The sequence below is a fragment of the Pseudoalteromonas sp. T1lg23B genome (genome assembly GCF_002964665.1).
Lineage (GTDB): Bacteria > Pseudomonadota > Gammaproteobacteria > Enterobacterales > Alteromonadaceae > Pseudoalteromonas.
In genome coordinates, this window is record NZ_PQBZ01000002.1 from 280,812 (window position 1) to 302,958 (window position 22,147).

The 22,147-nt window shown below is 44.9% G+C and carries 20 protein-coding genes and 1 pseudogene; 7 read left to right on the forward strand and 14 right to left on the reverse strand.

The features are described from left to right. The first annotated feature begins 4 nt into the window (after positions 1 to 4). Positions 5 to 745, forward strand: coding sequence for a 23S rRNA (guanosine(2251)-2'-O)-methyltransferase RlmB (rlmB, locus tag C2M32_RS01610; RefSeq protein WP_105166785.1), 741 nt, complete (start codon positions 5 to 7; stop codon positions 743 to 745). A gap of 83 nt (positions 746 to 828) precedes the next feature. On the opposite strand, the gene yjjG is transcribed toward rlmB, so the two are convergent. The 3 genes from yjjG to C2M32_RS01625 form a co-directional block, all read right to left on the reverse strand. Next, positions 829 to 1,509 carry a pyrimidine 5'-nucleotidase gene (gene yjjG, locus C2M32_RS01615; protein WP_105166786.1) on the reverse strand — a complete coding sequence of 227 codons (681 nt, stop codon included), beginning with the start codon at positions 1,507 to 1,509 and terminating at the stop codon, positions 829 to 831. Then, the gene (yjjX, locus tag C2M32_RS01620) at positions 1,499 to 2,065 is read right to left on the reverse strand and encodes an inosine/xanthosine triphosphatase (protein WP_105166787.1); all 567 of its coding nucleotides are present in this window, start codon (positions 2,063 to 2,065) and stop codon (positions 1,499 to 1,501) included. The genes yjjG and yjjX overlap by 11 nt, the downstream gene beginning before the upstream one ends. Positions 2,066 to 2,131: 66 nt before the next feature. Continuing rightward, entirely contained in the window at positions 2,132 to 3,031 is a 900-nt protein-coding gene (locus C2M32_RS01625) for a phosphoribulokinase (protein ID WP_105166788.1), read from the reverse strand. Between the two features lie 132 nt (positions 3,032 to 3,163). On the opposite strand from C2M32_RS01625, the gene C2M32_RS01630 reads away from it, so the two are divergent. Together C2M32_RS01630 and galE are read left to right on the forward strand one after the other, a co-directional pair. Beyond that, entirely contained in the window at positions 3,164 to 4,027 is an 864-nt protein-coding gene (locus C2M32_RS01630; RefSeq protein ID WP_105166789.1) for a hypothetical protein, read from the forward strand. Positions 4,028 to 4,096: 69 nt separating this feature from the next. Beyond that, a complete protein-coding gene (gene galE / locus C2M32_RS01635; protein WP_105166790.1) occupies positions 4,097 to 5,113 on the forward strand; it encodes a UDP-glucose 4-epimerase GalE in 1,017 nt (338 codons plus the stop codon). Between the two features lie 58 nt (positions 5,114 to 5,171). On the opposite strand, the gene recG is transcribed toward galE, so the two are convergent. From recG to asnC, 3 genes are read right to left on the reverse strand one after another with little or no spacing between them, the layout of a single operon-like run. Then, the gene (recG, locus tag C2M32_RS01640; RefSeq protein ID WP_105166791.1) at positions 5,172 to 7,259 is read right to left on the reverse strand and encodes an ATP-dependent DNA helicase RecG; all 2,088 of its coding nucleotides are present in this window, start codon (positions 7,257 to 7,259) and stop codon (positions 5,172 to 5,174) included. 12 nt (positions 7,260 to 7,271) lie between these two features. Further along, positions 7,272 to 7,970, reverse strand: coding sequence for a tRNA (guanosine(18)-2'-O)-methyltransferase TrmH (gene trmH / locus C2M32_RS01645; RefSeq protein WP_105166792.1), 699 nt, complete (start codon positions 7,968 to 7,970; stop codon positions 7,272 to 7,274). 51 nt (positions 7,971 to 8,021) lie between these two features. Beyond that, positions 8,022 to 8,480 carry a transcriptional regulator AsnC gene (asnC, locus tag C2M32_RS01650; RefSeq protein ID WP_070986287.1) on the reverse strand — a complete coding sequence of 153 codons (459 nt, stop codon included), beginning with the start codon at positions 8,478 to 8,480 and terminating at the stop codon, positions 8,022 to 8,024. 186 nt (positions 8,481 to 8,666) lie between these two features. Here asnC and asnA point away from each other — a divergent pair, with 186 nt between their 5' ends. Continuing rightward, the gene (gene asnA, locus C2M32_RS01655; RefSeq protein ID WP_105166793.1) at positions 8,667 to 9,665 is read left to right on the forward strand and encodes an aspartate--ammonia ligase; all 999 of its coding nucleotides are present in this window, start codon (positions 8,667 to 8,669) and stop codon (positions 9,663 to 9,665) included. Between the two features lie 513 nt (positions 9,666 to 10,178). On the opposite strand, the gene C2M32_RS01660 is transcribed toward asnA, so the two are convergent. The 8 genes and pseudogenes from C2M32_RS01660 to coaBC all read right to left on the reverse strand — a co-directional run bounded on the left by C2M32_RS01660 (position 10,179) and on the right by coaBC (position 20,572). Beyond that, a complete protein-coding gene (locus C2M32_RS01660) occupies positions 10,179 to 11,792 on the reverse strand; it encodes a DUF342 domain-containing protein (RefSeq protein WP_105166794.1) in 1,614 nt (537 codons plus the stop codon). 158 nt (positions 11,793 to 11,950) lie between these two features. Then, positions 11,951 to 12,343 carry a RidA family protein gene (locus C2M32_RS01665; RefSeq protein WP_070991081.1) on the reverse strand — a complete coding sequence of 131 codons (393 nt, stop codon included), beginning with the start codon at positions 12,341 to 12,343 and terminating at the stop codon, positions 11,951 to 11,953. Positions 12,344 to 12,351: 8 nt separating this feature from the next. Next, positions 12,352 to 14,453, reverse strand: a pseudogene (spoT, locus tag C2M32_RS01670) (bifunctional GTP diphosphokinase/guanosine-3',5'-bis pyrophosphate 3'-pyrophosphohydrolase). 155 nt (positions 14,454 to 14,608) lie between these two features. Next, positions 14,609 to 14,884: a DNA-directed RNA polymerase subunit omega gene (gene rpoZ, locus C2M32_RS01675; protein ID WP_070986281.1), complete on the reverse strand. Its 276-nt coding sequence runs from the start codon at positions 14,882 to 14,884 to the stop codon at positions 14,609 to 14,611. 91 nt (positions 14,885 to 14,975) lie between these two features. Further along, a complete protein-coding gene (gmk, locus tag C2M32_RS01680) occupies positions 14,976 to 15,599 on the reverse strand; it encodes a guanylate kinase (protein ID WP_105166795.1) in 624 nt (207 codons plus the stop codon). A gap of 133 nt (positions 15,600 to 15,732) precedes the next feature. Beyond that, positions 15,733 to 18,507 carry a S9 family peptidase gene (locus C2M32_RS01685; RefSeq protein ID WP_105166796.1) on the reverse strand — a complete coding sequence of 925 codons (2,775 nt, stop codon included), beginning with the start codon at positions 18,505 to 18,507 and terminating at the stop codon, positions 15,733 to 15,735. Positions 18,508 to 18,655: 148 nt separating this feature from the next. Then, positions 18,656 to 19,246 carry a nucleoid occlusion factor SlmA gene (slmA, locus tag C2M32_RS01690; protein WP_105166797.1) on the reverse strand — a complete coding sequence of 197 codons (591 nt, stop codon included), beginning with the start codon at positions 19,244 to 19,246 and terminating at the stop codon, positions 18,656 to 18,658. A 120-nt stretch (positions 19,247 to 19,366) separates the two neighbouring features. After that, positions 19,367 to 20,572 (reverse strand): bifunctional phosphopantothenoylcysteine decarboxylase/phosphopantothenate--cysteine ligase CoaBC, encoded by a 1,206-nt coding sequence (gene coaBC / locus C2M32_RS01695; protein WP_105166798.1) that lies wholly within the window; start codon positions 20,570 to 20,572, stop codon positions 19,367 to 19,369. A gap of 139 nt (positions 20,573 to 20,711) precedes the next feature. Between coaBC and radC the strand changes: the two genes are divergently transcribed. The 3 genes from radC to rpmG all read left to right on the forward strand — a co-directional run bounded on the left by radC (position 20,712) and on the right by rpmG (position 22,065). After that, positions 20,712 to 21,386 carry a RadC family protein gene (gene radC, locus C2M32_RS01700; protein ID WP_105166799.1) on the forward strand — a complete coding sequence of 225 codons (675 nt, stop codon included), beginning with the start codon at positions 20,712 to 20,714 and terminating at the stop codon, positions 21,384 to 21,386. A gap of 274 nt (positions 21,387 to 21,660) precedes the next feature. Then, complete coding sequence (gene rpmB / locus C2M32_RS01705) at positions 21,661 to 21,897, forward strand: 50S ribosomal protein L28 (RefSeq protein WP_058028557.1); 237 nt, start codon at positions 21,661 to 21,663, stop codon at positions 21,895 to 21,897. Positions 21,898 to 21,909: 12 nt separating this feature from the next. Then, the gene (gene rpmG, locus C2M32_RS01710; RefSeq protein WP_005493124.1) at positions 21,910 to 22,065 is read left to right on the forward strand and encodes a 50S ribosomal protein L33; all 156 of its coding nucleotides are present in this window, start codon (positions 21,910 to 21,912) and stop codon (positions 22,063 to 22,065) included. The last annotated feature ends 82 nt before the right edge of the window (positions 22,066 to 22,147 follow it).

Sequence of the window (22,147 nt, forward strand, 5' to 3'; positions counted from 1 at the left end):
AAAGGTGAGTAACGAATTAATTTTTGGGTTTCATTCAATTGAAGCGATTTTAGCGAAGGAACCCGAGCGCTTTTTAGAAATATACGCGCTAAAAGGACGTGAAGATAAACGCTTAAATCCATTGATCAACGAAGCGCGAAAGTTTGGTATTTCAGTGCAGTTTATGCAAAGAAAGGCGCTGGATAACAAAGCCAATGGTGAGCAGCATCAAGGGATCATCGCCAATGTAAAAGCAGCACGCACATACAGCGAGCGAGATCTGGACGAAATTTTAGCCAGAGAGTCTACACCCTTTTTCTTAGTGCTAGATGGCGTTACCGACCCACACAATTTGGGCGCGTGCTTGCGTAGTGCGGATGCGGCGGGTGTGCACGCGGTGATTGTGCCAAAAGACAAGTCAGCCAAACTCAATGGCACGGCACGTAAAGTAGCTTGTGGTGCGGCAGAAACCGTCCCTCTTATTCAAGTAACCAATCTAGCACGTACACTTCGTGATATTAAGGAAGCTGGTGTATGGGTGGCGGGGACCGCAGGTGAAACAGACACGGGTGTGTTTGATGCTAGCCTAACAGGGCCTATCGCCATTGTGATGGGGGCAGAAGGAGATGGTATGCGCCGTTTAACGAGGGAGCACTGTGATATTTTGGTGAAAATTCCAATGGTTGGGACGGTGTCGAGTTTGAACGTGTCGGTCGCGACCGGGATCTGCTTGTTCGAAGTGCTCAGGCAACGTAGCGCGTTGTAGTAATACAGCCTAGGCGAAATGCGACAAACAGCTAGAAAAGCGCAGTGATGACTGCGCTTTTTTTTGTTTCATGTTTTATGGAGTTAATGGTCTGTTCCTAAAATAGCCTCTAACTCCATCAGCGATTGCACCGTATATGTGGGCTTTACGCCCTCTGGGCAGGTTTTTCCCGGGTGCTGTAACCAACAACTATCAATGCCAAACTGGTTGGCCCCCAGAATATCGCTGCTGGGGGTATCCCCTACCATAAGGACTTTGTTTTTATCTGGATTGCCCAACAAGGACAGTGTGTGGGCGAAAATATAAGGGTCTGGTTTGGCTGTACCTACTAATTCAGATATTACTAAACAGTCAAAGCAATCACTGAGCCCTGTATGTGCCAAGCGCTTCTCTTGCAAAGCCGCGAAGCCATTGGTGATAATGCCAAGCGTTGCTTTGCCTTTTAGATGGGCTAACAGGCTGCGTGCACCGGGTAAAGGTTCACAAATACTGGCCATGGATTCTAAAAAGCCTTCATTCAAAACACATGCCGGCACCTTCAGGCGTTCTGCCCATTTGGAAAAACGGGTGACTTGTAGGGTTTTTGCATCAATGCGACCTGCTTGATAGTCAAGCCAAAGTGGCGCATTAACATCTTGATATTCTTTATGATCTTGCTCAGTAAACTCAATGTCATATTGTGCGAACAGGGTTTTTAAGCCGAGAAACGCATTGAAGCTAAATAGAGTCTCGTCAGCGTCGAATAGGATATGACTATACTTCATTGCAAGTATCTTGTTTTGTGTACAAATTAGGGTGTAAAAAAGGCGCCATAGCCAGCGTAAGAGCCTGAGTATAAGTACTTTCACGGGTTGCGACATGGTTAGTTAACAAACCAATTGCTCCCCCTTTTTGTTTGATGTTGGTGGTATTAAACACACGGTCCATCACTGGGCCTAATTCTTCTCCAGCCACAAGTGCGTCATAAATAGGTTGAGGTAGGGGTAAATTACTGCTGCGATTCACACTGGTGTATTGCGCGTTGGCTATGACCACGTAGGCGAAGGTGGCTGGTCCATAACTGAATTGATGAGCCCCGCCTTCCATCGCGCAATAAAAATCGGCTTGATGGTGTTGCTGTAAGTAACTCACGCGGTTTTGTGCGCCTAGACGTGTTTCGTCTTCGCCAAGAGGCTGCTCAGGTACGCCACTGGGGGCATGTAAGCCTGTGCATTCAACCTGATGGTCTGGGAAATAACCCTGAATAACGTGTTTTGCGGCGCTTATTTTCACTGGGTTTTTAGACCCTACCAGCACTTTCAAAGTCTTATTTTGTGCCATCACTTACTCCCTACAACGGCAAAAAAGAGGGAAGTTAGTGTAAGTTGCACGAGGTGAGCAAGCAAGTTAAATAGGTAAGTCTACGGGTGCCATATTCTCAAGTGCACGTTTTTTCACCAGTAAGTCTTTAATCAGTGGTGTCAGCACCAGTTCCATCGCTAAACCCATTTTCCCTCCGGGAACGACAAGGGTGTTCATGCGAGACATAAAGCTGCCGTCAATCATTTGTAAGTAATAAGGAAAGTCTACGTCATCAATGCCACGAAAGCGGATCACCACAAAGCTTTCATCCAGTGACGGAATGTCTTTGGCACTGAATGGGTTGGAAGTATCTACCGTGGGGACGCGTTGGAAATTAATATGGGTACGTGAAAACTGCGGAGTAATATGATTAATGTAATCATCCATACTGCGCACGATAGATGTCATCACGGCCTCTCTTGAGTGACCGCGCTCATTCGTATCGCGAATAAGCTTTTGGATCCACTCAAGGTTAATGATAGGCACCATGCCAATCAGCAAATCGACATGTTTGGCGACATCATGGTCTTCTGTTACCACACCGCCATGTAGCCCTTCATAGAAAAGTACGTCAGTATTGGGTTCCAAATCTTGATAGGGTGTAAAGGTGCCAGGTAACTGATTATAAGGCACGGCGTCGTCAAAGGTGTGCAAGTAGCGTCTTATTTTGCCATCGCCATGTTCTGCATAACGGCTAAAAAGCTCTTCTAGTGCCGCAAAGTCATTCGCTTCTTGGCCGAAGTAGCTGATGTGTTTACCCTCTTGTAAGGCTTCGCGTTTGAGTTTATCCATTTCAGGGCGGGTGTAGCGATGAAAACTATCTCCTTCAATAAATGCGGCGTTTGCACTTAAGCTGCGAAATATATGTTTTATTGCGTTGGTAGTCGTTGTGGTACCTGCCCCTGAGCTACCAGTAATAGCTATAATTGGGTGTTTTTGGGACATAGTGACGCCTCTGAATTCTCAAAATATTAACAAAAAGGTTAAATTCGATTGTTACTCGAAGCGACGCGAATAGCAAGTTTTGTGGTTTAATGTGCAACTCAGTATGATAGAAGAAAAACAAAAAGGACCATAATGAAAGTATCTATACCACTTGTTGGCTGCATATTGGCAACCGTCACTCTAACTTCACAAGCGGCAATGCCGAAAAGCCAAATTCTGTTGGCCAGTGAAGTGGCAGGTTCAATAAAAGTAACCTCGTTAACATCAGATGACAGTTATCACAATCAGCCTTTGGTCACCGATAAAGGGGTATATTTTACTCAGGAAGTTACAGCAACACAGAATGCCCAAACGGACTTATTTTTTTACGAGTTTGCCAGCAAACAAAGCCGTAACTTAACAAACAGTTCGGTATCAGAGTTTTCACCGACACTCTATCCTCATGGAGAAGGGCTTTCGAGCGTGGTTGTGGAGCCAGACGGCAAACAAAAGCTCTGGTTTTATCCATTTGATGAACAGAAAACCCCTGAACGTATTTTCGATCATATCGAGCCTGTTGGGTATCATGCTTGGGGCCAAGATCAAGATCTCATTATGTTTATTCTCGGTGAACCTCATACCCTGCAGTACGCCGATCTTACAGGTCATTTGCCCACAAAAGTTGCTAAAGATATAGGCCGTACGTTGGCATACAATGAGGCAAAGAATCTATATTCGTTTACTCACCAAAAAAATGGTCAGCAATGGTTTGCTAGCTTTTCGGTAAAAACACAACAGGTAACGGATCACTTTGTGATGCCTGAAGGGGTACAAGACTACACCTGGTTGGATGATAAAAATGTGGCGTATGCGATCGGTAATCGTGTTTATATGCGCGACTTCACCGCACCAAAAGCGGTGTCACAATGGCATAATTTGAGCCCATATTGTGATACCAACATTTCCCGCTTGAGCTACAAGCACGGTAAGTTGGCTTTTGTTTGCGATAAATCATAATTACCCCTGTAAAACTGGGGCAATTACGCTAAAATAGCGGGCTGTTTGTTAGGATTGAGAGAAAGTAGTATGAGTATATTGGTAACAGGTGGTGCGGGGTATATCGGCTCACATACGGTACTTGAATTATTACAACGTGGGGAAGAGGTTGTAGTGATTGATAATTTAAGTAACGCCTCACAAGAGTCGTTGGCGCGTGTTGCAAAGCTTACTGGCAAGTCGGTGAGCTTTCATCAGGGTGATATTTTAGATAAAGCGTTTCTTGATGGGGTATTTTCCCGCTACGATATTAGCCAAGTAATTCACTTTGCTGGTTTAAAAGCCGTAGGCGAGTCGGTGCGCAAACCCATTGAATACTACCAAGTGAATGTACAAGGTACATTGACGCTACTAGATGCAATGCGAGATGCCGGCGTGTTTAAGCTGGTATTTAGTTCATCAGCAACGGTGTATGGCGACCCAACAAGTTTACCAATCCGCGAAGACTTCCCAGTCGGTGGCACAACTAATCCTTATGGTACTTCTAAGCTGATGGTTGAAATGGTACTGCAAGATGTAGCGAAATCCGATGAACGTTGGGCGTTTGCGATTTTGCGCTACTTCAACCCTGTTGGAGCTCACGAGTCTGGCTTGATTGGTGAAGACCCCAATGGCATTCCCAATAACTTACTACCATATATTGCGCAAGTGGCGGTCGGTAAGCTTGAGCAGTTAGGCGTGTTTGGCGATGACTACGACACGGTAGATGGCACTGGGGTAAGAGACTACATTCACGTGGTAGATTTAGCGGTTGGGCATTTAAAAGCGCTGGATAAACTCGATCTTCAAGCGGGCACACATATTTATAATCTTGGCACGGGTAAAGGTAACTCGGTATTTGAGATGGTCAATGCATTTGAAAAGGCTTCGGGTAAGTCAGTCCCTTACAAAGTGATGCCGCGCCGTGATGGCGATATTGCGGCATGTTATGCTGCGCCGGAAAAAGCACAACAGGAGTTAGGCTGGCAGGCAACGCGTGACATTGACGCGATGATGCAAGATACGTGGCGTTGGCAAAGTAATAACCCCAACGGCTATCAAGGCTAATTTAAGCATTAGTCACTATGCAGATAATGGTAAATATGGGTATCTGCATAGTGTGCTTTTATGCCATCGCCAACTCACTTTTAGTACCCAACCAACGGGTAATTAACGGCTCGACACAGTGAGGGTGGTCCTTCATTATCCGCAGTGCAATTGGTCTTACTTGATCGAGCAACGCCTTATCACGGTTTAAATCAGCTACTTTAAACTCGGCCAGCCCAGTTTGTTTGGTGCCCAGCACTTCACCTGGCCCACGAATTTCTAAATCTCTTTCCGCTATGACAAAGCCATCATTGCTATCACGTAATACCCCAAGGCGCTTTTGTGCTGTCACAGACAATGGTGCGTGATAAAGTAGTAAGCAATGAGAAGCAATGGACCCTCGACCTACACGCCCACGTAATTGATGAAGCTGCGCCAGTCCTAAACGTTCTGGATTTTCTATAATGATGAGGCTGGCATTGGGCACATCAACACCGACTTCTATAACGGTTGTTGCAACCAGTACATCAATATCGCCGCGTTTAAAGGCCATCATGACATCTTGCTTTTCTTGCGCTTTCATTCTGCCGTGAACAAGACCTATGGTGAGCTGAGGCAATTGCTCGCTTAACTGTGCAGCGGTATCTTCTGCGGCCTGACATTGCAGCACTTCGGACTCGTCAATGAGCGTGCACACCCAATAAACTTGGCGTTTATCATCAATGCAGGCGCTTTTTACGCGCTCTATGACTTGCTCACGACGGCTATCTGGCACGGCGACGGTGGTGATAGGCGTGCGACCTGGTGGTAATTCATCAATCACAGAGGTTTCTAAATCAGCATACGCCGTCATCGCGAGTGTGCGCGGAATAGGGGTGGCTGTCATAACCAGTTGGTGAGGGTAGCAATCGTTGAATTGACCCTTTTCACGCAGTGCTAATCGCTGGTGGACACCAAAACGATGTTGCTCATCTATGATGATCAAGGCGAGATTAAAAAACGCTACTTGTTGTTGAAACAGCGCGTGGGTGCCAACCACCATTTGTGCCTTGCCGCTGGCGATATTTTGTAAGGTACGCTCACGTTCTTTGCCTTTGGTTTTGCCTCCGAGCCAAGCGACTTCAATACCCAAATTCAAAAACCAATTACTAAAATTGATACTGTGTTGCTCGGACAGGATCTCCGTGGGTGCCATTAGCGCCACTTGGTATCCTTTGGCAATGGCCCCCAAAGCTGCCAGTGCTGCCACTAAGGTTTTACCCGAGCCCACATCCCCTTGCACCAGACGCATCATCGGATAGGGCTGCTGTAAATCTTGCTTGATTTCTGCAACCACCCGTTGTTGTGCGTTAGTGGGCGCAAACGGTAAGTTGGCTAAAAACTCGGGCTCTAGCGTGTTATTAGGGGGTAAAGGTACGGCTTTTACTGCTTGGCCGCGATGTCTCAATTGCAGTAAACTCAGGTTTTGCGCCAACAACTCCTCAAACGCCAGCCGTTGCTGGGCGGGATGTTGGCCAAGTTCAAGTGCTGATAAATCAGTATCTTGAGGTGGTTTGTGCAATGTCAGTACCGCTTCTTTTAAACTGAGTCCAGCGGGGCGATACTGCGTTGGTAAATATTCTTCAAGTTGATATTTACGCAGCAGTTCAATTGCTTTGTCAGCGATAGCGCGAATGCTTAGTTGCTTTAAACCTTCGGTAGTCGGGTAAACGGCGGTAAGTGTTGCTAAACTTGGATCTTTTGGCTCGCTGTGGCTGTCTCGAATACTGTATTCAGGGTGGGCCATCTCCAGCCCCGCTTGACCTCGGCGGACCTCTCCGAAACAACGGATCACTTTACCCGGTGCCATGGCGTTTTTTTGTGCCGCATTAAAATTGAAAAACCGCAACGTGAGTCGACCTGTACCATCGTTAACGTGGCAAATAAGCATACGGCGCTTGCCAAAGGTGATTTGGCTGTGTTCTATCTGTGCTTCGATACTCACATGGCTGTGCAGCATTAACTCCGCGATGGCATAAGTCCGTGCGCGGTCTTCATAGCGAAGTGGTAAATGAAACAGCATGTCCTGCACGGTAAAGATCCCGAGCTTTGCCAATCGTTCGGCTACCTTAGGACCTACGCCTTTTAGCTCGGTGATGGGGTAGTGAGACAAATTTGGCGAAGACATGCTATTCCTTGTTTAAGTCACTTTTTTAAATTTTAGGGCGTTCCAAAAGGCTTCGTCAGCCACAATTTCGCCCTCTTCATCTAGCGCTGGATAAGGTAAGCCTTTTTCTACGCAGCGATGGGCGATAATAGGGTGGCAACCTTCAAACAATAAAGTATGTTTGGTGTGCTCGTCCAGCATATCATTGCGATCATAAAGACCTGCCTCATCACGTTGGCGCTGTGCTTCGTATAAAATGAGCGCTGCTGCCACAGAAACATTCAATGATTGCACCATGCCCTGCATGGGGATCACTATGTGTTTATCTGCATGTGCGAGGGCTTTGTCTGAAATCCCTAAGCGTTCTTGACCGACAATAATTGCGGTGGGTTTGGTATAGTCGATTGCTCGATAATCTACCGCATCATCGCTTAAGTTGGTCGCCAGTAATTGAATACCTGGGTTTTGTTCACGAATGGCAGCAACGGCAGTATCAATGTCATCATGCATATGGGTTTCAACCCAATTCTTACTGCCACCAGAAGTATTATTGGTTAAACGACGCTGCTCTTGAGGCCATACGGCATGTACATGGTGGCATCCAACAGCATCGGCGGTGCGCACAATGGCTGATAGGTTATGATGTTTATGTACTTCGTCCAGACAAACGGTTAGGTCGGTTTGACGCCTGTCTAACACCTGCTTTACGCGATGAAAACGTGTTTCTTTCATCAGTTACTGCTCATTACAATCAAAATAGCGCCTGATTATACCCGTATATTGCTAGGGGATCACCTCGCGGGCGATAGGGTTTTGTAAAGAGATCAGTGTCTCGGTAGATTGAATAGCCTCAATAGTTTGAATTTTATTGATTAATACATCCTGCAAGTGGTCTATGGTACGGGCCATGACTTTGATAAAAATACTGTAATTACCCGTTGTATAATAGGCTTCCACCACCTCTTCAAATTCTTGCAGTTGCGCAATGGTACTTGGGTAATCACGTGCATGCTTGAGGTTTACGCCAATAAAACAACACACATCATAGCCCAGCTTTTTAGCACTGATGGTGACTTTAGTGCCGACGATAATGCCTGCCTGTTTCATTTTCTCTACGCGTACATGAATGGTGCCCGCGCTAACGGCAAATCTTTTTGCTAATTCGGCATAAGGTGTACGTGCATTGTCCATTAATGCGTGCAAAATCGATTTATCAAGATTATCGATCTGATAATTTTCCATGGATATTTCACTGTGTGATTTATGTTTCAATAAAATATAGCGCTTATTTTTGATGAAAAATAGGGTGTTTTGCTATTTTTGTTGATGGTTATTGTAATTATAGCGTTTTTTGTTGACGATAGATTTAAGCCGATAAAAATACGGCAAACAAATCAATAAAGAATACTGGGAATGAGGTCCTAAATTATGAACAGCACATATCGTCAAACACAGCAGCAGATCAGCCGCGTTAAACACGTTTTTTCACAGCAGCTAGAGAGTCAGTTAGGGTTAATTGAAGTACAAGCGCCAATTCTGGCGAAAGTGGGTGATGGTACTCAAGACAACTTAAGCGGTACAGAAAAAGCCGTATCAGTAAAGGTGAAAACCTTACCTGATGCTCAGTTTGAAGTGGTGCACTCTTTAGCTAAATGGAAGCGTAAGACTTTGGCTGATTATGGCTTTGCAGTGGGCGAGGGGTTATACACCCACATGAAAGCATTGCGTCCAGATGAAGAGCGACTCTCTCCTATCCATTCGGTTTATGTTGATCAGTGGGATTGGGAAAAAGTTATTTGTGCTGAGTCTGAGCGTTCACTGGCGACCTTAAAGCAAACGGTTGAGACGCTTTATCGAGGCATTAAAGCCACTGAACAAATCGTTGCGGATGAGTTTGGCCTGACACCATTTCTACCTGAGCAGATCACTTTTGTACACAGCGAAGAATTACGTCAAATGTACCCTGACTTCAGTGCGAAACAACGTGAGAAAGCGATTGCACAAGAGTACGGTGCAGTGTTTTTGATTGGCATTGGTGGCGCGCTGGGGGATGGAAAAATTCACGATGTGCGTGCGCCAGATTATGACGATTGGTCAACCGCAACCTGTGACAAATATCAGGGGTTAAACGGTGATATTCTCGTTTGGAACCCAGTACTTGAAGATGCTTTCGAGATTTCTTCAATGGGAATTCGCGTTTGTCCAGAAGCGTTAACAAGACAGCTCAAAGTTACTGGGGACGAAGACCGTGTGGAACAAGATTGGCACCAACAGCTTTTAAGCGGCGAGATGCCACAAACCATTGGCGGTGGTATTGGTCAGTCTCGTTTAGTCATGTTGCTGTTACAGAAGCAGCACATTGCCCAAGTACAAGTGGGCGTGTGGAGCGATGAAGTACAGTCACAGATTGGTGACGCACTGCGTTGATGGTGAGATTTAAAATGAGTGTAAAGCGACGTCGCTGTAAGGTGGCGTTGCTTTTTTCAATATTTTCAAGTGGGCAGCTATCAAGCCGACAACGTAATAGGTTTTAAGTGAGTAAGGTGAACTCTTAGATGTAGGCATCACCTGGGAAGCAACAAACTCTAAGTGAGTGTTGTTTAGTAGCGCAAAGCGGTATCGCCTTCGGGTGGTGCCGCTTTTTTTATGTTGGTAACGCTTTGTGTATCCTTAAAAAAATAATTTATACACCCACTAAAGTCTAGTTGTTTTTGTTGTGCTAGAAACCGCACACGTGACGCGAGAGCAAGACTTAGAATGGTTGTGGATTGCGGCAGCCACTTTTCAAATTTTCTGGCTGATATATGTAAAAATGAGGTCGATGTCCTTATTGGCTGCACCCAATGACACGTTAGTGCTTTTATATTCTTATATATTTTATCTTCTACCTGTGTTTATTCAGTCGGATAGTTCATTGTCTATCCGACAGTACAAGAAGTGTTAGCTGGTCTTAAACTCTATCTCTATTTTGCCTTCGACCAGAGCTGCGGTACAGGGGGGGTAGCTGCGGGTGGTTTTAAATACGCGGTCAAAAATATGGATCTCAACGCCTGGATTGAGGGCTTGATTGGCAACCAACTTGGTGTTTTCAAGCAGCTCATTGAGTTGGTTTTCCATGTCTGACATTTTCTTTTCAAGGACTTCAGCTTCTTGGCAATAGTGCATTTGTGTGGCACCAATTTTAGCCATGAGTTGTTTCTTTTTTTCTGGGTCTTTGAGTTGATCCGCTTTTTCGATGGTTTGTTGTAGGGTATTGAGTTGTTCGCTGGTTTTACTGAGCGCCTTGAGACACTCATCGGTCTCAGCCGTTAGTTCTACACCGCTACGGGCCAAGCGCACAATCATTTTGGCACCTGATTCACTGCCAATTTCACCAGCGATCAGCATTTGTGTATCCAATACTTCACCGCCAATCAGTTTACCTCTTGGGTTATCATCAGCGCCAATTTGCACCAGTTGATTGGCCTTGATGGTACAGTGATTACTTTGTTTCGCAATATACACATTGTTGCCTTCAAGGTAGCTATATTGGCCGTGTGCCACATGAATATCGCCCTGTGCGACTAAGCGGCAGGTTAAGCCTTGATCATTGTTTTGATGATCTAAGTGGCCAATCACAGCCTGTTTAACATCGATGTGCCCACCGCTGATGAGCTCCCCTGATTCCACAGAGCCCATGACTGTAATATCGCCTTTGGCTTTTACTTTCATGCCTGGGGCAACAGTATGAGTAACTATCACACTGCCATTGAAATCGACGTGGCCACTGCGTACGTCTACATCTTTAATGGTAAATACGTCATCAACGCGCATACCATTTTGAATATCGGATGGACAGCCTGCAATACTGGCAACCAGCTCAAGCGGATTACTGGCCGAAATTTCAGTGCCTTCGCCAGCGGTAAGTTCGAAATCTTCACCTTCTTTGGCTTCAATACTGTCACCTGTCACCGTGAAGCCTTCTTTACCGGGCGTGGGTGGCTGTTTAGAAACCAATAAAGTGCCGGGCGCGACGCTTGCCAATTTGCCAAAATCCCGCATATCGACAGAGCCATCTTCTCTGAGTTTTGGCTGTTTTAAGCGTTCTCTCATGGTAACAACGTGCGCTATTAGCTTAGCCGGTTGGCCATCTTGTGGAAGGCGACCCTGTGCAATAACACCCTTTGCGGTTGAGCCTGCTGGCAGCTCTAACTGTTTTTGTAGAATCTTTTCTAAGTAGAGCTGCTTATATCCACGGCTGACACCCGCGTTGATAATCGCCTTCTTGGCTTTTTCTAAATTGATCATAGCCCCCCCTTTCGCTGTCACGAGGTGGGCGGTGGCGGTCATCTTGTCATCAGAGAGCTCAATGGTCAGTTGTGCGTCGACTTTTCTGGCAACAACGAGCTGTTTCTCGGGGAAGTCACTTTTAAAAAATGCGTCAATAGAGTCTCTGTCGACTTCACAGTCGGCATAAGGGGAACGCTCGAGTGCTTCTATAACAAAAGCAGCATTTGGTGGATTTAGTTGAGCAACGTCTAACAGGACATTTCCATTGTGTGCCAATTTGAACACGTTTATCACCCTTACCTTTGAGGCTCAATAACGAAACCAGAACAAAAACCAAAGTATTAGCTTTAGAGTGCTTAATAAAGAGTATAGAGTCAAGTGCTTGAGATCAAAGAATAGACATAAAAAAAGCCACACTGAGGTGGCTTTTTAATACTAAATAGTTAGTTTGTTGACGGAAGCTCCATAATGCCGTCAATTTCAATCTGAGCCCCCTTAGGTAACTCTTTTACCCCGATAGCTGCGCGAGCAGGGTAAGGTGTTCTAAAGTGTTGACTCATGATCTCGTTCACTGTGGCAAAGTTGCTTAGATCAGTTAAGAAGATATTGACCTTAACCATATCTTGCAGCTGACCACCGGCTGCTTCACACACAGCGGTTAGGTTTTTGAATACCTGTTGTGCTTGCTCAGCAAAATCTTCTGAGATCATTTCCATAGTTTCGGGCACCAATGGAATTTGACCTGAAAGGTAAACCGCCGTGCCTACCTTCACTGCTTGATTGTAAGTACCGATAGCTGCTGGAGCTTGGTCGGTAGAGATAATCGCTTTATTCATTTTCAATCCTATTTCTTGCGATATACGCGTTGTACATCTGGCATAACCCGAATACGGCGCATAATATTAGCGACGTGAATACGGTCTTTAACGGTAATGCCTAAATCTATCACGTATAAGTTACTTTCTTTTTCGTCGGTAGCGATTTCAACGATATTGGCTTGTGTACTTGCTACCACGTTGGTGAGTTTTGCTAATGCACCTTGGTGATTGATAATTTCCACTCTTAATGCAGCAATATATTCTTTCTCTGGGTTGTCTTCCCATTTTACAACAAAATATTTGGAGCGCTCATTTTCCCAGCCTTTAATGTTCTTACACTCTTGGCGGTGAACATTCAGACCTTTACCTTGGCTCACATAGGCTGTAATGGCATCCCCCGGTACTGGACGACAGCACTTCGAGTAATTGACCAGCATGCCTTCTGTTCCGATAATAGCGGCTTTGGCTCTTTTGGCAACATTTTCAATGCCATCGTCGGTTTGTAACAGGCGTTTGGCAATCAATACGCTCATGATATTACCGGTGCCAATTTCTACCAGCAGTTCCAGTAGTGTACCTAGTTTGTGTTCTTCGAGTACACGGTCAATATTCTCTTGCGGAATATCATCAAGCTTGTTCTCACCAAGGGCTGAATCTAATAAGCGACGGCCAAGCTGAATGGCTTCTTCTTGATGTTGGCTCTTGAGGTAGTTACGCACCCCTAAACGCGCCTTTCCGGTGACGATAAAATTCAGCCAAGTGGCATTGGGATGCGCGCCTGAGCTGGTGATCACCTCTACGGTTTGGCCGGTATCGAGCGCTTTGCTCAATGGATAAGGTTTACGATTCACCCGTGCGCCAACGCAAGTATTACCCACGTCGGTATGCACCGCATAAGCAAAGTCTACGGCGGTTGCCCCCATAGGAAGTTCAACGATGCGACCATCGGGTGTGAATACATAGATTTCTTCTGGGAAGAGCTCGGTTTTAACGTTTTCAACAAACTCAAATGAAGACCCAGCACTTTGCTGTAGCTCTAATAGACTTTGCATCCACTGACGGGCACGCTGTTGCGCGGTGTGGCCTGCGCTGTCTCCCGCCTTTTTGTACATCCAGTGTGCCGCTACACCTTTATCCGCCATGTGATCCATGTCATGGGTGCGAATTTGAATTTCAACGGGGATACCATGTGGACCCACCAACGAAGTATGTAATGACTGATAACCGTTAGTTTTTGGCACCGCAATATAATCTTTAAAACGGGTTTCTATGGGTTTGTACAGGTTATGTGCAACCCCCAGAACTCGGTAACAAGTATCCAAGTTATCTACGTTGATCCTAAAGGCATAAATGTCCATCACTTCGTTGAACATCAATTCCTTGTTGAGCATTTTTTTGTAGATACTATATAAGTGCTTTTCACGACCACTGACCGATGCTTTGATACCCGATTCTGCTAAACGAGATTCAATTTCAGTCTGGATATTGCTAATGACTTCTTTACGATTGCCTCGTGCTTTGGCGACTTCTGAGCGCAATGCGCGGTGACGCATAGGATAGAGCGCTTGAAATCCTAAGTCTTCCAGCTCATTTTTGATATCGTGTATACCCAATCGGTTAGCAATTGGTGCGAAAATCTCTAGCGTCTCACGGGCGATACGACGGCGCTTATCTGGTCTAAGAGCACCCAATGTAGCATATTGTGCGTTCTATCGGCGAGCTTAATCAAAATAACGCGAATATCTTGCGTCATTGCCATGATCATTTTGCGGTAGTTTTCGGCCTGAAACTGTTTTTTGTCTTTGAAGCTGAGCTTATCAAGTTTACTCACACCCTCAACCAATTCTGCGACCGTTTCACCAAAAATTTCCGCTAAGTCTTGCTGGCTAAAATCGGTATCTTCTATCACATCGTGCATTAATGCGGCCATCAATGTTTCATGATCTAAACGCATACCAGCGAGAATTTGTGTCACTTCCACAGGATGGGTGATATAAGGCTCTCCGCTTGAGCGTGTTTGCCCTTCATGGGCTTCACGCGCCACCACATAAGCTTTTTGTACCAGCTCAACGTCTGCGGGTGATAAATATTCAGAGATCTTCTTTTTTAGGCCTTCAAAAAGATACATTCACACTCCAATGTTCCAGTGAAGTTATCGATATGTAACGAATATACGATGAATTGAAAGATAAACCAACGACTAGTCGGGACTTTATTTTATTGAGAATGTAAAACAACAATGCCAGCAAAAATGCTGGCATTGTCTTACAAACCGAAACAGGTTTAGTTGTTGCCACCTACAATGGCTGCAACAGCTGCAAGCTCAGCAGCTTCTTGGTTTTGCTGTTCTTCACGGTCGATTACATCTAATGAAGAGCTGTTCACTAGACCTTTTTCAATTTCACGTAAAGCGATAACCGTTGGCTTATCGTTTTCAGCGTCAACCATAGGGTCTTTACCCCCTACCGCGATTTGACGAGCGCGACGCGCTGCTACCAAGATTAAATCAAAACGGTTACCAATTGCATCTACTGCATCTTCTACAGTTACGCGAGCCATCGAAGCACTCCAAAGTTAATTCATTTCCAAAAGGCTAGTTTACTGCAAGGGAGCAGCTTCGCCAAGTGGATGGTTAAAATTTATCACTAATTTAGCGTAAAAGATCGCTAATTAGTGTCGCATGACGCGTCTGCTGTGCGCTAAGTTCCATGCGCGCAGCCATAACAATATGTTCAAGCTGGCCTAGGGTCGTGTCAAAATCATCATTGATTAACACGTAATCAAACTCATTAAAGTGAGAGCTTTCAGATTTAGCCTGTGCCATGCGTGACGCAATGACTTCTTTCGAATCTTGGCCACGACCATTTAGACGGTTTTCTAACTCTTGCTGTGATGGTGGCAAGATAAAGATGGTTTTCACTTCAGGCACCAACTTACGAACTTGCTGAGCACCTTGCCAATCAATGTCCAAAAATACGTCAATACCACCATTTAGCTGTTCTTCGATAGCGGCTTTAGAAGTGCCATAGTAATTATCAAATACTTTAGCCCATTCGAAGAAATCGCCTTGCTCAATCAGGGCTTCGAATTGTTCAACCGAAACAAAATGGTAATGTTCAGCGTTATTTTCGCCCGGACGTGGCGCACGAGTAGTGTGAGATACAGACACCTTTACATCTTGGTGCTTTTCTAGCAGAGCTTTGATTAAGCTTGACTTTCCTGCGCCTGATGGGGCTGACAAAATAAATAGATTACCACGGGTTGTTGTTGTCATAGGATGTTGCTCTTAAAATGAAGTGGCGAAGCTTTGCCCTAGCCAATATCTAAACTAAACGCATATTTTAAACGTTACGCTTGATATAAGCTAGTCAATAAAAGGCCCAAGCGGGTTGCTTGGGCCTAGTGGGTTACTCGGCGGTATATGCCTCGCCTTGTTTTATCCAGTTTGCAGCAGGCTTGCCTTTGAGATGATGATCAAAGTATTCCATCATGCGAATTGAAAAGTCCAACTGGTTAGGAAACTGCTTCAAATGATGAGGTTCACCTTCATATTGCAAGAAAATAGCATCCTTATTGTAACGACGCAGCGCTAAGTAGTACTGAATACCTTCTTGCCATGGCACCGCGCCATCTTCATCACCAAACATCAATAAAATAGGAGTATTCACCTTATCAGCAAAAAATACTGGAGAGTTCTCAATGTACAGCTCAGGAGCTTCAATTAAGGTCTTGCCAATGCGACTTTGCCCCGATTCATATTGAAATTGGCGTGCTAGGCCCGATTTTAGACGAATACCACTGTAGGCTGAGGTCATATTGGATACCGGCGCGCCAGAAACAACCGCTTTAAACATGTCGGTTTGAGTCACCATAAAAGCGCTTTGATAGCCTGCCCATGAGTGGCCTTGCAAGCCAATTTTATTTGGATCGGCGACACCGATATCAATCAGTTTTTGTGCGGCATTGATCATGGTTTGAGTTGATGAGCGACCAGGGTAGCCAATTTCAAAGCGAATATCAGGTAGAAACAGGGCATATCCGTTGGAGGTAAACATCGGGAAGTTTGGTCTATGGTTGAGCTCCATTTTTGGAAAGTCGTACATACGCTGGCTCATGTAGCGATAGAAGTAGATCACTACAGGCACTTTATCGCCTTCTTTATAGTTGGCAGGTTTGATCAACACACCTTGCAAGTCTTCGCCGTTGTAGCCTTTGTATTGTACTAACTCAGGTTTTTGGCCCCATGCAAATTGGCTCATTTGAGGATTAAGGTCAGTGATTTTTTGGGGCTGGCTAAATTGTGTATCCGTTTGCCAATAATCAGGGAACTGGTGATAGCTTTGTTTGGTAAAAATGATTTTATCGCCATGTTTGGCTTTCTTAACTAAATCAAAGCGCGCTTTACCATGCAATACTGTGGTGAGTTTGCCTGTGTCTAATGCCAAGGTAGCCACATGTGTTTGCTTATTTTTCAGGTTGTGCGCTTCAAGCAGTAACTGCTCGTTGTGCGCAAACCCGAGCTTGTTATCATCTAATTGCACAACGCGATACTGAGTGTGTGTTTCTCTACCTTGCGTCAAGCGTGTTGCTTGTTGGGTATTTACATCAAACGCCCAAATATCATATTTGGAATAAACATAGACAACGCTACCATCAAGTTGCCAACCGGCAAAGCCATAGCCCGGCTGAGGTTCTGGGTAGTCATGCTTATCATCGGCAAAGATGGCATCACGAATTGCCTTGGTCAGTACTGTTTCCTTTTGTGAGTCTAACGCTTTTAGCCACACATGTTGGTTTTTAAAGAATGCCGCATGTTGCCCTGTGGGGGAGAGACTAGGGGAAAATGGCGATTCTTTGATAATAAAGTGTTTAGCACCTGTGCTCACTTGTACTGCATAGTAGTCACGATAAAACCCTTTATACATGATTTGTTCAAGGTAAGGTTGATCGTTGTTGACCAGTAAGAACTCGGCTTCAGTGTTGAGCTCAATATTGGGAGTACGAGTGTCGCTCAACTGAGCAATGCGCTCACCGTTGAGGTGATACACGGCTTGATAATGACGGTGTTTATTGGTTTCTTCCCAGCTTTTAACTTCACGAGTTTTGATTTCTGAGTCATTGTTGTGCCAGATTTTAAGCCCTCTTTGCGCGCGGATTGTCTCGAAATCTGTCAGTGACGCATCGTCTTTGTACTTGAGCTGTTTTTCTTTAGCATCAAGTACAGGGCGGTTTTCAAAATATAAACGCTCGCCATGTTCAGACCATTTTAAAGAGGCTGTTTTTGCACTAAACCATTGCTCTGGGTTGGTAATTTGTTTTGTAGAGTTGTTTTTGGCATCCCATAGTGTCAGTTGGTAGTGGCGACGACGCGCATCCTCGTTTACGTAGTTCCCCTGATAAAATGCCACAAGTTGTCCGTCTGGGTGCCAAGCAGCTTGGCTCAGTGTGATCCCAGGTTCGTCAAACAAGATATGTTGTTGTGAGTTGCTCAGTTCAACAAAGCTAATACGGTTGTTGCTACCATCATCGCTTAACTGGTTGAATAACAATCCTAACCCTGTTGGACTGAGACTATATTGACCCACACGCTTTATGCGTTGTAGGTTGTTGTTGTTTAGGTTGATGATGACCAGTTCATACGCTTTGTCTTTTTTGTCTGGGGAGATCCCGACTTTGTCGTCTTTGTCATTAGTGCTGCTAGTGGGTTTGCTTTTATCGTCTGTTTTTTCTCGATACGCTAGCCAAGTACCATCGTCAGAGAGCTGATAATCGACGACATTGTCGAATGTCTGTTGTTGTTTCGTTTGTGTGTTTATCAGTACTAACTGCGTGGGAAGCTGCTTTTTATCTTCTTTACTCGCGGTCTCTTGTGCCAGTAATGACGGTTTTTGGGTAAATGTCACCCAAGTTGCAGATTGATTGATTTGCGGTTTGACGCCACGAGGAACCTGAGCAATGAGCTGATTGGTTGTTAAATCGTACACATGTCCATTGCTATCGCCACGATATGGTTGCGCCGAAAATGATAAAAACTGCCCATTTTCTGACAATACAGTGTCTTGCGCATAGCGAAAATCGAAGACATCTTTAAATTCGAGCGGTTGATTCTCTAAGGTGGCAAGTGCTTGCGTGCTGAACGCAAGTAACATACTCGCACTGAGTAGGGAATTGATAGGTTTCATGTGCTAAGACTAGTTAAATTATTAATAACCCGTTTTAACACGAATCAGCAGGCGCTCTAAAGCCTCTTGCGGCAAATGTCAGTTTGAAGGAGATAAAAACGACGTTTTTTGCGTCTTCAGTACTGATAATACTGTGTGGCTCACATTATTATGCGAGCCAGATTTTTTGTAACTCGAGCCACTGTTTCTCAAACTGACTACTAGGTAGGGCTTTAAAGTCGCTACGTACAAATTGGTTCATTTTTCCTTCCACATAAGCTAGAAATAGGTTAGCGAGTGCACTTTCTTCAGTGGCAAAGGCTTTACCTTCTCTAAGCTTTCTTTCACGTAGCACTTGTTTGAATTGGGTTTCTAGTTTCTCAAACAGGCTCTGTACACGTTCTCTTAATCTTTCTTGCTCACCTTGCAGAGCATCGCCCGTTAAAATTCGCGTGATCCCTGGATTTTTCTCTGCAAAAGCGAGCAATAGCATCAGAATATTGTAGATACGTCCTTGGGTTTCTTTTTCATTCTCTAAGATCAGATTAATACGTGAAAGCAAAGTATCTTCAATAAACTCAATCAAGCCTTCAAACATGCGCGCCTTGCTCGGAAAGTGTCGATACAGTGCGGCTTCAGATACACCAACTTCTGCGGCTAGCTTAGCCGTAGTAATGCGTTGACCTGGGCTAGTTTCAAGCATTTGTGCGAGAGATTGTAGTATTTGCTCTTTGCGATTACTGCGTTTAGTCGCTGGCATGAACTTTCCTTTCGTTATCGTTATTATGGTCAGTGTAAACCCCAAGCAGCTCACACCTATGCTCGGGGACTTATGTTAATGTTTTATTCAGTTCGGTGCCAGTACTTTAAAAGGTCGTATTTATCGACCAATACAATCTAGTTGTTTTGTGATCTCCAGCAATACTGACATTGCCAGTGCTTGCTTGTCCGCGACCGGCAGCTCGACACTGTCATTTGGCCAAAATAGCGTTAAGGCGTTATGGTCGGCATTAAATCCCAGCCCTTCGCGAGAAACGTCATTGGCACAAATCATGTCTAAGTTTTTGTTTTTTAACTTGCCTTTAGCATATTGTTCGACGTTTTGAGTTTCAGCAGCAAAGCCTACGGTATACGGGCGGTTTTTTGTCAGGGCGGCAACTTCGGCGATAATGTCTGGGTTTTTAACCATAGTGACGAGCATATCATCACCTTGTTTTTTAATTTTTTGCTCCGCTACCTGCGCAGCTCGATAATCAGCCACAGCAGCACAGCCGATAAAAATATCTGACTTGGACGCATACTCTAAAGCGGCATCTCGCATTTGTATTGCACTTTCAACATTAACTAAGTTAACGCCCGATGGAGCTTTGATAGAGACGGGGCCAGAGATCAAATTCACCTTCGCACCGAGCATTACAGCGGCACTTGCCAACGCATAACCCATTTTTCCAGAGCTGTGATTACTAATGAAACGAACGGGGTCTAATGCCTCTCGTGTTGGACCAGCGGTGATTGTGACCGTGACATCGGCAAGTACAGTGGCTTGCTCTGGCGCAAGACATAACTCCAGTAACTCGTGTGGCTCTAACATTCTACCTGCCCCCACATCCCCACACGCTTGTTCACCTTTACCTGGCCCCCAAATAGCCACCCCTCTGGATTGCAGGGTTTGGAGGTTTGCTTGCGTTGCAGCATGCGCATACATTTGTTGATTCATCGCTGGCGCAATGGCTACTTTTGCTGGTGTGGCAAGTAGTAAGGTAGTGAGTAAGTCATCGGCAATCCCCTGAGCCATTTTGGCGATGATATTACAACTGGCAGGGGCAACGAGGATGAGATCGGCCCATTTAGCGAACTCAATATGCCCCATTGCTGCTTCTGCACTGGGGTCAAGCAGTGAATCAGAAACGGGCTCCCCTGATACAGCCTGCATGGTCAGAGGCGTAATAAAGTGCTTTGCGGATTCGGTCATGACCACTTTAACTGCACAGCCTTGTTCTTTTAAACGCCTGACAAGCTCAGCACATTTATATGCAGCAATACCGCCACTGATCCCTAGAACAATATTTTTATTTTGTTGGCTCATGTCCAAAATCCAGAATTAATTAAGTAGATGTTAAAGATAACACAGAGGCATTTTTATGGCAGCAAACAGATGCTTTTGAATAATCGAATTTGGTCGCTAAACTTAGTGCTCGAAGGATAGATTACTCTAAGGATAAGAGATGCAATTAAATAGCCTTGAGGCGCACGCGCGCCCACGTGAAAAGTTACTCCATTGTGGCCCCGAAGCACTGAGCGATGCTGAGCTGTTAGCCATCTTTTTGCGTACAGGAACCCGAGGGATGAATGCCATTGAGTTGGCCCAATCACTGTTGGCACAAAATCATACGCTAGACAATTTGTTTAATGCTAGTTTGAGTGAGTTCAGTGCCCTTAAGGGGCTTGGTACGGCCAAATATGTACAGTTGCAGGCGGTGTTGGAGCTAAGTAAACGGTATTTAAAGGAATGCTGTCATCGCGACACACTCTTTGACTCGCCGCAGGCAGTCAATGATTACTTAACAATTCAACTAAGAGGATTAAGACACGAAGTTTTTATGGCTTTGTATGTTGATAATCAAAACCGGCTTATAAAGGACGAAATTTTGTTCACAGGTACAATCAATGCGGCGTCGGTGTACCCTAGAGAAGTTGTGAAAGCAGCATTAAAGCACAATGCTGCTGCTTTAATATTTGCACACAATCACCCATCAGGTGTGGCAGAACCAAGTCAGGCAGACAAATTAATCACCAAAAAACTACAAAATGCACTGGCGCTGGTGGATATTAATGTACTCGACCATCTTATCGTGGCGGGAAATCAGTGTATTTCATTTGCGCAGCGGGGCTTGATCTAGTGTCTTGAGGGCAACAAAGTTGTAAAAAACATCACTTTGCGGCGTTTTTTACAAATTAGTTTAATTTAAATGCAGTTTTTGCTTTCCTAAGGGGCATTCGATCATTATAATTGGCCGCTATCAAATTTACACATGAGCTGATTAGATAGGATCAGATCCTTGATCTCTGCCTGTAGATGCTGTATAAAGAGCGCCCTCTGATTTACCCCGGGGCTACGCAGTTAAGGTCCAAGGGAAAATTAAGCTCGAGCGAAGTTATTGGAGATACATAGACATGTCTAAAGTCTGTCAAGTTACAGGTAAGCGCCCAGTGGTAGGTAACCACCGTTCACACGCGCGCAACGCTACTAAGCGTCGCTTCCTACCTAACCTACAAACACACCGTTTCTGGGTTGAAAGCGAAAAACGTTTCGTTACATTACGTACTACTACTAAAGGTATGCGTATTATCGATAAGAAAGGCATCGACGCGGTATTAGTAGATATCCGTGCTCGCGGCGAAAAAGTTTAAGGAGCTTGAATCATGCGTGATAAGATCCGTTTAGTTTCAACTGCTGGTACTGGTTATTTCTACACTACCGACAAGAACAAGCGTAACATGCCTGAAAAAATGGAAATCAAAAAGTACGATCCTAAAGTTCGTAAGCACGTGATTTTCAAAGAAGCAAAAATCAAGTAATTTTGCTTTTTACAGAATACTAAAAACCCAGCTTAGGCTGGGTTTTTTGTTTTTATTTACCGCGATATTATTAACGTTATGC